This window comes from Bordetella hinzii LMG 13501 (assembly GCF_001548475.1).
Lineage (GTDB): Bacteria > Pseudomonadota > Gammaproteobacteria > Burkholderiales > Burkholderiaceae_B > Bordetella > Bordetella hinzii.
The window spans coordinates 63,903-76,064 of sequence record NZ_LRUJ01000023.1; the positions used below are offsets into that span (position 1 = coordinate 63,903).

The window sequence follows — 12,162 nt, forward strand, 5'->3', positions numbered from 1 at the left end:
TCCGCCCATGAACCGCCACGACACCATTCTGGTCATCAACGCCGGCAGCTCCAGCATCAAGTTCTATCTCTATGGCCTGGGCGCCGACCGCGAGCTAAGCCCGCTCCTGGGGGGCCAGCTCGAAGGCATCGGCACGCTGCGGCCGCGCCTGCGCGTGCGCGACGCGCAAGGCCAGACGATGACGGAGCGCCACATCAACCCCGGGCACGCGGCCGATGTGCGCGATGCCCAGGACGTCGTGGGCACCTGGCTCAGCGGCCATCTGAGCGGCTCGCCCATGGCCGTCGGTCATCGCGTGGTGCATGGCGGCCCGGACCTGCATGCGCCCGTGCTGGTCGATGACGCCATCATCGCAAAGCTGCAGACCTACAACTCCCTGGCGCCCCTGCATCAGGCCAACAACCTGGCGCCCATCCAGGTCATCCGCGAACGGCTGCCGGACCTGCCGCAGGTCGCCTGCTTCGACACCGCCTTTCACCGCACGCACTCGGCCGTGGCGGACCGCTATGCCGTGCCCGACGCGCTGTACCAGGAGGGCGTGCGCCGCTACGGCTTCCATGGCCTGTCCTACGAATACGTGGCCCAGCGCATCAAGCGCGCGCTGCCCGAACTCAAGGGCGGCAAGGTCGTGGCCGCCCATCTGGGCTCGGGCGTGTCGGCCTGCGCCATGGTCGACGGCAGGAGCGTGGACAGCACCATGGGCTTTACCGCCCTTGAAGGCCTGCCCATGGGCACGCGCCCCGGACGCCTGGATCCCGGCATCGTGCTCTGGCTGATGGAGCGCGGCATGAGCCATGACGACATCCAGCACTTCCTCTACCACGACTGCGGCCTCAAGGGCTTGTCGGGCATCGGCAACGACATGCGCGAGCTCGAGGCCAGCGAGGCGCCGGCCGCCCGCATGGCGCTGGACTATTTCGCCTGGCGCGTGGCCGAGGGCATGATAGGCCTGGGCTGCGCCATGAACGGCATCGACGCCATCATCTTCACCGCCGGCATAGGCGAAAACTCCCCCGGCATGCGCGCGCGCATCGCGCGCCACTGGGAGTGGCTGGGCATACGCATCGATGCCGAGCGCAACGCCCGGCATGGGCCGCGCATCAGCACCGAGGACAGCAAGACGGGCGTCTATGTCGTGCGCACCAATGAAGAGCTCATCATCGCCCAGCACACGCTGGACCTGGTAGCGCCCCGATGAACGCCCTTGCCGGCAAGCGCGGCCTGGTGACCGGCATCGCCAATGACAACTCCATCGCCTGGGGCTGCGCCAAGGCCTTCCGGGCCATGGGAGCGGAATTGGCCGTCACCTATCTGAACGACAAGGCGCGCGTCCATGTCGAACCCCTGGCCCGCCAGGTCGACGCCGCCCTGCTCCTGCCCCTGGACCTGAACCAAGCCGGCCAGCTCGAAGCCGTCTTCGCGCGCATCGCGGCCGAATGGGGCAGGCTGGATTTCGTGCTGCACGCCATCGCCTATGCGCCGCTGGCGGATCTGCAAGGCCGCGTGACCGATTGCTCGCGCCAGGGCTTTTTGACGGCCATGGACATCTCCTGCTGGTCCTTCATCCGCATGGCCCATCTGGCCGAGCCGCTCATGCCCGCCGGCGGCACGCTGTTCTGCATGAGCTACTACGGCTCCGAAATGGTCGTCGAGCACTACAACATGATGGGGCCGGTCAAGGCCGCGCTGGAATCGGCCACGCGCTACTTGGCCGCCGAACTCGGCCCGCAAGGCATACGGGTGCATGCCATCTCGCCCGGCCCCTTGAAGACACGCGCCGCCTCCGGCATCAGCGGCTTTGACCAGCTGCTCTACAAAGCCCAGGAGAAGGCGCCCATCCGCAGCCTGGTGGACATCGACGACGTGGGCGAGGCCACGGCCTGGCTGGCCACCGACGCGGCGCGCCGCATGACCGGACAGACGCTGTACATCGACGGCGGCTACCACATCATCGACTGATCCGGCGTCCGGCGGGCCGCCTCAGATGGGCGCGCCGCGCCGCTCGATGGCCGCCACGGCCTGCTCCACGCTGACAAAGACGTGATCGTGACCCACGGCCTCGATCAGGCCGGAGCGCTCCATGGCGATGCGGAACATGCCATGGCCGCCGGCGATCATCATGACAGTGTCGCGCGCGTCCAGCTCGCGCTTGAGCGCGAACAAGGCTTCCACCGCATCGGCATCGGCGTGCGTCATGGCCTCGGCATCCAGCACGAACCACCTGGCCTGGCCGGCCAGGGCGACCACGTCGCGGGCGCGGCGCCGGAAGGCGTCCGCATTGAAGAACCAGATGGACGATTCGAACAGCCAGATGACCGTGTCCGGCACCGGCTCGGCGGTCGGGTTCAAGTGCAGTTTGCACAGCGCATGATCGCCGGGCAGGCGCCCCAGCAGCGCATCGCGCGGGTTGGCGGTGACATACATCACATACATGAGCGTGGCCGTGACGGCCGTGATCACGCCGCCCAGCACGCCGAAGGCCACCACGCCCACCGCGGCCAGCATGGCGAAGGCCAGCTCGGCGCGCGAGACGCGCGCCAGCCGCACAAAGGCGTCCCACTGGAAGAGATGCATGGCGGCAAACAGCAAGATGGCGGCCAGGGCGGCCTGCGGCAGCCAATAGAGCAGGCCCGTGGCCAGGCCCACGACCAGGCCCAACGCCAGGGCGGCCACCACGCTGGCCAGGGGCGAGCTCGCCCCCGACGCGAGACTCACCGCCGTGCGCGAGTCCGCGCCGGTGACGACAAAGCCCTGGAACAGGCCCGAGGCCAGGTTGGCCGCGCCAAAGCCCACCAGCTCGCGGTTGGGCTCGACCTCCTCGCCGCTGACGGTGGCGAAGCTGCGGGCCGTGACAATGCCGCTGGAAAAACTGACCAGCAGCACACCACCCGCGCCCAGCAGAAAGCCCGGCACATTGCGAAAATCGTCCGGCAGCGTGAGGCTGGGCAGCCCGGCCGGGATGTCGCCCACCACGGCAATACCGTGCCCCGGGAAGTCCAGCAGCCAGGAGAGCAGGCAGCTCAGGCCCACCAGCATGATGGCCCCGGGCCAGCGCGGCCGCCAGATACGCTGCGCGGCCAGCGCGGCGCAACAGGCCGCGCCCAGGACCAGCGTGGGCGGATGCGCCTGGGTGAGCAGGCGCGTGACGGCCTCGAAGGGCCGCAGCAGATCGGCCGGGCGCGGCCCGGCGCCGGTCAGCGTGCCCAGCTGCGACCAGGCCAGCGTGACAGCCACGCCGGCCATATAGCCGACCAGCACCGGACGCGACAGCAGGTTGGCCAGCACGCCCAGGCGGAACACGCGCGCCAGCAGGCAGCCCAGGCCCACCACCACGGCCATGCCCGCGGCGGCGTCCAGCCGGGCTTGCGGTTCGACGATGGACAGGCCGGTCAAGGTGGCGGCGATCAGCGTGCAGGTGGCGGTATCGGGCCCGACGATGAGCGTGCGCGAGGCGCCGAACAAGGCATAGCCCAGCATGCCGGCAATCGCGGCCCACAGGCCGCTGGCCGCGGGCAGGCCCATCATGGTGGCATAGGCCAGGCCGACCGGCAGCGCCACCGCCGCCACGCTCAGGCCGGCCAGCGCATCGCGCCGCGCGGAATCGACGGTCATGCCGCGCCACTTCGCGAGGCCTGGACGGAAAAAGGATCGCAGCTTCATCAACAGCGTCGGAAACAGGAGATTCGCGGAAAGACAGCGGGGCCTGGCCGCTCGCGCGGTCCAGGCCCCGATAGTACCCCCAAGCCGGGGCGGGCGATCAGGCCGCGCGTTCCTCGAGCACGGCCACGGCCGGCAGGGACTTGCCTTCCAGGAACTCCAGGAAAGCGCCGCCGCCAGTCGAGATATAACCCACCTTGTCGCCGATCTGGTACTTGGCGATGGCGGCCAGCGTATCGCCGCCGCCGGCAATCGAGAAGCCCTCGGAGTCGGCGATGGCCTGGGCCACCACCTTGGTGCCGTTGGCGAACGAGTCGAACTCGAACACGCCCACCGGACCGTTCCAGACGATGGTGCCGGCCTGCTTGAGGATACCGGCCAGGGTCTGGGCGGTCTGCGGGCCGATATCCAGGATCATGTCGTCCTCGGCCACGTCGGCGGCGGCCTTGACCGTGGCCGGGGCATCGGCGCCGAAGGACTTGGCGCACACGACGTCGGTGGGGATGGGCACGGCCGCGCCGCGCTTGGCCATGATGTCGATGACCGCGCGCGCCTCGCCGACCTGGTCGGGTTCGGCCAGCGACTTGCCGATCGGCAGGCCGGCGGCCAGCATGAAGGTATTGGCGATGCCGCCGCCGACGACCAGCTGGTCGACCTTGCCGGCCAGGGCCTGCAGGATGGACAGCTTGGTCGAGACCTTGGAGCCGCCGACGATGGCCACCAGCGGGCGCTTGGGATCATGCAGGGCCCGGCCCAGGGCGTCGAGTTCGGCCGCGAGCAGCGGGCCGGCGCAGGCGATGGGCGCAAAGCGCGCGATGCCGTGCGTCGTGGCCTCGGCGCGGTGGGCCGTGCCAAAGGCGTCGTTGACATAGACGTCGCAAAGCGCGGCCATCTTGCGCGACAGCGCCTCGTCGTCCTTCTTTTCGCCCACGTTGACGCGGCAGTTCTCCAGCAGCACCACGCTGCCCGGCTCGACCTGCACGCCGTCGACCCAGTCCTGCCGCAGCGGCACCGGCATGCCCAGCAGCTCGGACAGGCGCTGGGCCACGCGGGCCAGCGAATCGGCTTCGGTGAGCACGCCTTCCTTGGGACGTCCCAGGTGCGAGGTGACCATCACCGCCGCGCCGGCGTCCAGGGCCAGGCGGATGCCGGGCACCGAGGCGCGGATGCGCGTGTCTTCGCTGATGCGGCCGGCATCATCGAAAGGCACGTTCAGGTCGGCACGGATAAAAACGCGCTTGCCGGACAGCTTGCCTTCCTTGGCCAGCGCGGAAAGGGTGTTCACTTTGGACATGTTGTCTTCCTTTTTTATGAGCTCGCCTGGACGATAAAAAGGCCGGCACCTGGGGTCCGGCCCGTTGTCCAAGCGGGAGCCTCCGCCGGAGGCTCCGCGCCTATGGCAACTTACTTGGCGTTCATCAGCGCGACGGTGGTGTCGAGCATGCGGTTGGAGAAGCCCCACTCGTTGTCGTACCAGGACGAGACCTTCACCAGCCGGCCCGAGACCTTGGTCAGGGTGGCGTCGAAGTTGCTCGAAGCCGGGTTGTGGTTGAAGTCCACCGACACCAGCGGCTCGGTGTTGTACGTGAGGATGCCCTTGAGCTCGCCGTCGGCGGCGGCCTTCAGGATGCTGTTGACTTCCTCGACCGTGGTGTCACGCTTGGCGATGAAGGTCAGGTCGACGATGGACACGTTGATGGTCGGGACGCGGATGGCGTAGCCGTCCAGCTTGCCGTTGAGTTCGGGCAGCACCAGGCCGACCGCGGCGGCAGCGCCGGTCTTGGTCGGGATCATGCTCATGGTGGCCGAACGGGCGCGGCGCAGGTCTTCGTGGTAGACGTCGGTCAGGACCTGGTCGTTGGTGTAGGCATGGACCGTGGTCATCAGGCCGGTCTCGACGCCCAGCTTGTCATTCAGCGGCTTGACCAGCGGGGCCAGGCAGTTGGTGGTGCACGAAGCGTTGGAGATCACGGTGTGCTCGGCGCGCAGCACGCCCTGGTTCACGCCGAACACCACGGTGGCGTCGACGTCCTTGCCGCCGGGCGCCGAGATGATGACTTTCTTCGCGCCGCCCTTCAGATGGGCGCCGGCCTTTTCCTTGGAGGTGAAAAAGCCCGTGCACTCCAGCACCACGTCGACCTTGAGCTCGCCCCAGGGCAGTTCGGCCGGGTTGCGGTTGGCCAGCACGCGGATCTTGTCGCCGTTGACGACCATGTACTCGCCGTCGACTTCGACGGTGCCCGGGAACTTGCCGTGAGCGGTGTCAAAGCGCGTCAGGTGCGCGTTGGTCTTGGGATCGCCGAGGTCATTGATGGCGACGATCTCGATATCGTGCTTCTTGCCGTTTTCGTAGTGGGCACGCAGGATGTTGCGGCCGATGCGGCCGTAGCCGTTGATAGCGACGCGAATGGTCATGACGAAAGCTCCTTTTACAAAACCTGCTTGACAGCCTCGACCACCTTGTCGGTGGTCAGGCCGAAGAACTTGAACAGGGCGCCAGCCGGGGCCGACTCGCCGTAGCGGTCGATGCCGATCACGGCGCCATCCAGGCCCACATACTTGTGCCAGAAAGCCGTCACGCCAGCCTCGATGGCCACGCGCGGCATGCCCGCGGGCAGCACGGCGCGCTTCCAGTCGGCGTCCTGGCGGTCGAACACATCGGTGCTGGGCATGGAGACCACGCGCACCGCGATGCCGTCCTTGGCCAGCGCCTCCTGCGCGGCCAGGGCGATGGCGACTTCGGAGCCCGTTGCGATGATAGCCGCGCGGGCGTCCGGCGCATCGCGCAAGACGTAACCCCCCTTTTCAACCGCCTTCAGCGTGGCTTCGTCGCGCGGCACGAAGGGCAGGTTCTGGCGCGAGAGCAGCAGGGCCGTCGGGCCGCCGTCACGCACGTCCATGCCGATGCTGGCCGGACGGGACACGGCCAGGTTCCAGGCCACGGCGGTCTCGACCGTGTCGCAGGGACGCCAGACCGACAGGTTGGGGATCAGGCGCAGGCTGGCCGCGTGCTCGATCGATTGGTGGGTGGGGCCGTCCTCGCCCAGGCCGATGGAGTCATGCGTGAAGACATGCACCACGCGCTGCTTCATCAAGGCCGCCATGCGGATGGCGTTGCGCGAGTAGTCAGAGAACGTCAGGAAGGTGCCGCCGAAAGGCAGGTAGCCGCCATGCAGCGCGATGCCGTTCATGATGGCGGCCATGCCGAATTCGCGCACGCCGTAGTTGATGTGGCGGCCGAAGCTCACGCCGCCCTTGTCGGCGGCGCGCACGGCGGCCACGCCCTTCCAGTCGGTGAAATTCGAACCCGTCAGGTCGGCCGAGCCGCCCAGCAGCTCAGGCAGCAGCCCGGCCAGCTCGGCAATGGCGAACTGCGAGGCCTTGCGGGTGGCGACCGTCTCGCCGCGGGCGGCGGTCGCGGCCAGAAAAGCCTGGGCCTTTTCGGCGAAGCCGGCCGGCAGATCGCCCTTCATGCGGCGCGTGAACTCGGCGGCCTCGGCCGGGAAAGCCTGGGCGTAGGCGGCGAAAACGCGCTGCCAATCGGCCTGCGCGGCGGCGCCGGCCTCGCGGCTGTCCCAGGCCTGGCGGATGTCCTGCGGCACCTCGAAGGGGGTGGCGCTCCAGCCCATGGCGGTGCGCGCGGCGGCGATCTCGGCGTTGCCCAGCGGCGCGCCGTGCACATTGTGCGTGCCGGCCATGGTGGGCGCGCCCTTGCCGATCACGGTGCGGCAGACGATGAGGCTGGGTTTTTCGGACTGCGAGCGGGCGGCCTTGATCGCGGCGTCCACGGCGGCCACGTCATGGCCGTCCACCCCGCGGATCACGTTCCAGCCATAGGCCTCGAAACGCTTGGCGGTGTCGTCGCCGAACCAGTGCTCCACATGGCCGTCGATGGAGATGCCGTTATCGTCGTACAGGGCGATCAGCTTGGACAGCTTGAGCGTGCCGGCCAGCGAGCAGGCCTCGTGCGAAATGCCTTCCATCAGGCAGCCGTCGCCCACGAAGACATAGGTATGATGGTCGACGATCGGGTGGCCGGGACGGTTGAACTCGGCGGCCAGCAGCGCCTCGGCCAGGGCCATGCCCACGGCGTTGGCCAGCCCCTGGCCCAGCGGGCCGGTGGTGGTCTCCACGCCCGGGGTGATGCCCACTTCGGGGTGGCCCGGGGTCTTGGAGTGCAGCTGGCGGAAATTCTTCAGTTCGTCCAGGGAGAGGTCATAGCCGGTCAGGTGCAGCAGCGCATAGATCAGCATCGAGCCGTGGCCGTTGGACAGCACGAAGCGGTCGCGGTTGGCCCAGGCCGGGTCGGCGGGGTTGTGGCGCAGATTGCCCAGCCAGAGCGCCTGGGCGATTTCCGCCATGCCCATGGGCGCGCCGGGGTGCCCCGAATTCGCTTTTTGTACGGCGTCCATCGCGAGTACGCGGATGGCATCCGCCAAGGCTAGTTTGGGGGCAGTCGGAGTGCTCATGCGAAAAGGCTCTTTGGCATTGGCGCCTCGCATCCAAGGCGCCAGAGATAGGGGGTGGAAAGCTCACCATTTTACCATCTGGGGGTAAGCCCATCCGAGGCGTGGGCAAACCTCCCCCAAAGCTGGCGTCCGTGGGCGGCTTCGGGCCAAAATGCGGCATTGTTCCCTTGTTGTTTCTCTGCGCATGAGCCTGCCCCGTTTCTACTGCGACACCCCGCTGGCCGCCGGCCAGCGCCTGCCCTTGCCCGACGCCCTGGCCCACCACGCCATCCGGGTGCTGCGGCTGCGCGACGGGGCCGATATCGTGCTGTTTGACGGGCGCGGCGGGGAGTACCCCGCCCGGCTGGAGATCGAAGGCAGGACCGGCCACGCGCAATTGGGCCCGCACCTGGCGCGCGAGGCCGAACTGCCCGGGCGTATCGTGCTGGTCCAGGGCCTGCCTTCGGGCGACAAAATGGACTGGATCGTCGAAAAAGCCGTGGAACTGGGCGCCGCCGCCGTCGTGCCCATCGCCGCGCAGCGCAGCGTGCTGCAATTAAGCGGACCGCGGCTGGAAAAACGCCTGGCGCACTGGCGCCGCGTGGCGCAATCGGCCGCCGAACAATGCGGCCGCAACCGCCTGACGGAGGTCGCCGCGCCCCAGACCCTGCGCGACTGGCTGGCCCGGCCGGCCGAGGGCTTGCGCCTCATGTGCCATCCGCAGGCCGCCGACGACCTGCCGGGCTGGCTGGCGCGCCAATCCGCCCCGGCGGCCCTCACACTGATGGTGGGCCCCGAAGGCGGCTGGTCGGAAGAAGAGATCGCCGCGGCCCGGACCGCCGGCGTGGCCTCGCTCAGGCTGGGGCCCCGGGTATTGCGCACCGAGACCGCCGGGCTGGCGCTCATCGCCTCGGTCAGCGCCTTGCTCGGCTGGAACTGAGCGCGAAAAACTCAGACGTCGCCGTAGGGCGCGGCCGCCACTCCCGGCTCGGGATCGGGATGCCGTCCGGCATGTTCGACCACATAGCAGAATACCCGGCCGTTTTCGTTCGCGAACTCGGCCGCGTCGGCGCAGACGGTCTCGATGGCGGCGGCATCCTCCTCGAGCGCCGGGTCGCCGGAATGCAGCCGGTACAGCCAGAGCACCACGCCGGTCTTGTGGTCCAGCACGGTGTCGCAGAGGCAATCGTAGAGCGCGTCCAGATTGCCGCCGAAGAACTCAGGGAAATCCACCGCCTTGGCAATGGCGCGCAGCACCGCCGAACGGCTGCGCGCGCGGTCGCAATCCGCCACCAGCAGGGCCATGCCCAGCTCGTGCGTGGCGTTGACCATGGATTCTTTGTCCGTGTCCTCGTGCGCGATTGCGCCCCCACGGCGCAGTTGTCGTAACAGCGTGGTCTGGCCGTTGCGCGTCATGCCCGGGCCTCCTCGAAAAACTTCACCACTTCTTCGCTACGCCGCATCGTATCGGCATAACCCAGTTCTATCAATCGTTCCGTATAGGCACTTTCGAAGAGCAGATAGGACATCAACGATCCGCCGCCCGATCTCCCCGGCACGGACGATACACCGAGTACGCGGAAAAGGGTACGCACTTCGGGCGGCATGGCGTCCAGGTGCTCCAGCGCCAGCCGGTCCAACGACTGGCTGGGCGTGATGGCCAGGACCTCGATGCGGCGCACGCCGGGTTCGGCGCCCGGCAAGCTGTGGCTCAGCAGACGGTTGGTGCGCTCCAGGCGCTCCAAGTCCGTGGACAGGCCATCCAGGAAGATGCTGGACAGGGCATGGCCGCCGACCTGGGCCAGCGAGGGATAACCGGGCGCCTGGGCGCGTTGTTCGGGATGGGTTTCGTCCTGGAAGCTCGTTCCCACCACCAGCACGCGCTCGGCGCCCAGATGGATGGCCGGGCTGATGGGCGCCAATTGGCGCATTGATCCGTCCCCGCACCATTCGGTCTGGCCCTGCACATTGACGGCGCGAGCGGGGAAGACGAAAGGAATGGCCGAGGACGCCATGATGTGGTCCACGCCGATGGCCGAGGGCACGGCGCGGCGCAGCGAACGATGCCAGGGCTCGATGGGGCGATCAGACTGATAGAAGGTCAGGTGCTCGCCGCTGGTGTAGCCCGAAGCCGTGATCGCCAGGGCCGACAGGTGGCCGCGCGCGAGGTTGTGGCGCATATGACGGAAATTGAGCACGCGCTCGAGCAGATTGGCCAGGGGCTGGCTGTCCAGCAGGGACTGGGGGCGCTTGCGCATCACGCCGGAGTACATCCAACCCAGCGACAGCAGGCCCAGCCAGCGCACACCGGTGCGGATCAGGCCAGGCGCGTCGGCCCGGTAGACCATGCTGGTGTCCAGCGAGGACCATAGGCGCCGCATGCGCCGCACCGCCAGGTGCGGACGGTCGGCGCGGCAGGCCATGGCCGCCGCGTTGACCGCCCCGGCCGAGGTGCCGCAGATGATATGGAAAGGATTGGGGCAGCCCGGGCGAAAGCGCGGGTCCAGGATTTCCATGACCGCGCCCAGCACCCCGACCTGGTAGGCCGCGCGCGCCCCGCCGCCGGTCAAGACCAGGCCGGTGGGGCGCAGCGGGCCGGCAGCGTCATCGCGCAACGTTGGCATCGACCACGGTCATGGCCGTCATGTTGATAATGCGGCGCACGGTGGAACTGGAGGTCAGGATGTTCACCGGCGCATTGGCCCCCAGCAGGAAGGGGCCGACCGCCACATTGCCGCCGGCCGCCGTCTTGAGCAGGTTGTAGGCGATGTTGCCCGCGTCCACGTTGGGGCAGACCAGCAGATTGGCCTCGCCCTTGAGCGTGGAGGACGGCAGGATGCGCAGGCGCAGCGCCTCGTCCAGCGCGCAGTCGCCATGCATTTCGCCGTCCACTTCCAGCTCCGGCGCCTGGGCGCGCAGGATTTCCAGCGCCTCGCGCATCTTGGCGCCGGAAGCCGAACTGCCCGAGCCGAAGTTGGAGCGCGACAGCAAGGCCGCCTTGGGCGCCAGGTTCAGGCGCTTCATTTCTTCGGCCGCCGCCAGCGTGATCTCGGCGATCTGCTCGGCGGTCGGATTGTCATTGACGTGGGTGTCGGCCAGGGCCACCGTGCGCTCATCGAGCAGCAGGATGTTCATGGCGGCGTAGATCTTGGCGCCCGGCTTCTTGCCGATGACCTCGTCGACGAAGCGCAGGTGGTCGTGATAGGCGCCCACCGAGCCGCAGACCATGCCGTCGGCATCGCCCAGGCGCACCATCACCGCGCCGATCAGCGTGGTGCGGCGGCGCATTTCGACGCGCGCCATTTCCTTGGTGATGCCGCGGCGGCACATCAGCTCCCAGTAGGTGGTCCAGTACTGATGGAAGCGCTCGTCGTATTCGGGATTGGTGACTTCGACATCCTGGCCCAGGCGCAGGCGCAGGCCATATTTCTCGATCCGCGCCGACAGCACGGCGGGACGGCCCACCAGGATGGGCTTGGCCAGGCCTTCGTCGACGATGACCTGCACGGCGCGCAGCACGCGCTCGTCTTCGCCCTCGGTGAATACGATGCGCGCCCGCCCCCCTTCGCGCACAAAGCGCTTGGCCGAGGCGAACAGGGGCTTCATGAAGGCGCCGGAGTGGTAGACGAATTGCTGCAGCTGCTCGACATAGGCGTCGAGGTCGGCGATGGGCCGGGTGGCCACGCCGTCGGCCATGGCCGCTCGCGCCACCGCCGGCGCGATGCGCACGATCAGGCGGGGATCGAAGGGCTTGGGGATCAGGTAGTCCGGGCCGAAGGACAGGTCATATGTGCCATAGGCGGCCGCCACGACTTCGCTCTGCTCTTCCTGGGCCAGCTTGGCGATGGCGTAGACGGCGGCCTTCTCCATCTCGCGGGTGATGGTGGTGGCGCCCACGTCCAGCGCGCCGCGGAAGATATAGGGAAAGCACAGGACGTTGTTGACCTGGTTGGGGTAGTCCGAGCGGCCCGTGGCCATGACGACGTCATCGCGCACCGAGCAGGCCAGCTCGGGCAGGATCTCGGGCGTGGGATTGGCCAGGGCCAGGATGAGGGGA

10 protein-coding genes are annotated in these 12,162 nt (G+C 68.4%); 3 read left to right on the top strand and 7 right to left on the bottom strand.

The genetic code is table 11. The annotated features are described in order from the left end of the window. Nucleotides 1-7 precede the first annotated feature (7 nt). Nucleotides 8-1,198 carry an acetate/propionate family kinase gene (locus AXA74_RS15450; RefSeq protein WP_029577548.1) on the top strand — a complete coding sequence of 397 codons (1,191 nt, stop codon included), beginning with the start codon at nucleotides 8-10 and terminating at the stop codon, nucleotides 1,196-1,198. Then, nucleotides 1,195-1,959 carry an enoyl-ACP reductase FabI gene (gene fabI, locus AXA74_RS15455; RefSeq protein WP_029577549.1) on the top strand — a complete coding sequence of 255 codons (765 nt, stop codon included), beginning with the start codon at nucleotides 1,195-1,197 and terminating at the stop codon, nucleotides 1,957-1,959. The genes AXA74_RS15450 and fabI overlap by 4 nt, the downstream gene beginning before the upstream one ends. 21 nt (nucleotides 1,960-1,980) lie before the next feature. Here the strand turns inward: fabI and AXA74_RS15460 are convergent, their stop codons facing one another. The 4 genes from AXA74_RS15460 to tkt all read right to left on the bottom strand — a co-directional run bounded on the left by AXA74_RS15460 (nucleotide 1,981) and on the right by tkt (nucleotide 8,126). Then, entirely contained in the window at nucleotides 1,981-3,612 is a 1,632-nt protein-coding gene (locus AXA74_RS15460; protein WP_370736534.1) for a SulP family inorganic anion transporter, read from the bottom strand. A 145-nt stretch (nucleotides 3,613-3,757) separates the two neighbouring features. Further along, nucleotides 3,758-4,951 carry a phosphoglycerate kinase gene (locus AXA74_RS15465; protein WP_029577551.1) on the bottom strand — a complete coding sequence of 398 codons (1,194 nt, stop codon included), beginning with the start codon at nucleotides 4,949-4,951 and terminating at the stop codon, nucleotides 3,758-3,760. A gap of 110 nt (nucleotides 4,952-5,061) precedes the next feature. Then, nucleotides 5,062-6,072 (bottom strand): type I glyceraldehyde-3-phosphate dehydrogenase, encoded by a 1,011-nt coding sequence (gap, locus tag AXA74_RS15470; protein WP_029577552.1) that lies wholly within the window; start codon nucleotides 6,070-6,072, stop codon nucleotides 5,062-5,064. A gap of 14 nt (nucleotides 6,073-6,086) precedes the next feature. Then, the gene (gene tkt, locus AXA74_RS15475; protein ID WP_032978618.1) at nucleotides 6,087-8,126 is read right to left on the bottom strand and encodes a transketolase; all 2,040 of its coding nucleotides are present in this window, start codon (nucleotides 8,124-8,126) and stop codon (nucleotides 6,087-6,089) included. Nucleotides 8,127-8,310: 184 nt separating this feature from the next. Here tkt and AXA74_RS15480 point away from each other — a divergent pair, with 184 nt between their 5' ends. Next, complete coding sequence (locus AXA74_RS15480) at nucleotides 8,311-9,045, top strand: 16S rRNA (uracil(1498)-N(3))-methyltransferase (protein ID WP_029577554.1); 735 nt, start codon at nucleotides 8,311-8,313, stop codon at nucleotides 9,043-9,045. A gap of 11 nt (nucleotides 9,046-9,056) precedes the next feature. Here the strand turns inward: AXA74_RS15480 and AXA74_RS15485 are convergent, their stop codons facing one another. From AXA74_RS15485 to AXA74_RS15495, 3 genes are all read right to left on the bottom strand, one after another. Beyond that, nucleotides 9,057-9,521: a barstar family protein gene (locus tag AXA74_RS15485; protein WP_029577555.1), complete on the bottom strand. Its 465-nt coding sequence runs from the start codon at nucleotides 9,519-9,521 to the stop codon at nucleotides 9,057-9,059. Continuing rightward, the gene (locus AXA74_RS15490) at nucleotides 9,518-10,729 is read right to left on the bottom strand and encodes a patatin-like phospholipase family protein (RefSeq protein WP_029577556.1); all 1,212 of its coding nucleotides are present in this window, start codon (nucleotides 10,727-10,729) and stop codon (nucleotides 9,518-9,520) included. The genes AXA74_RS15485 and AXA74_RS15490 overlap by 4 nt, the downstream gene beginning before the upstream one ends. Further along, nucleotides 10,710-12,162: phosphate acyltransferase (locus tag AXA74_RS15495; protein ID WP_248845115.1), on the bottom strand; the 1,453-nt coding region annotated here is incomplete at its 5' end. The genes AXA74_RS15495 and AXA74_RS15490, both read right to left, overlap by 20 nt.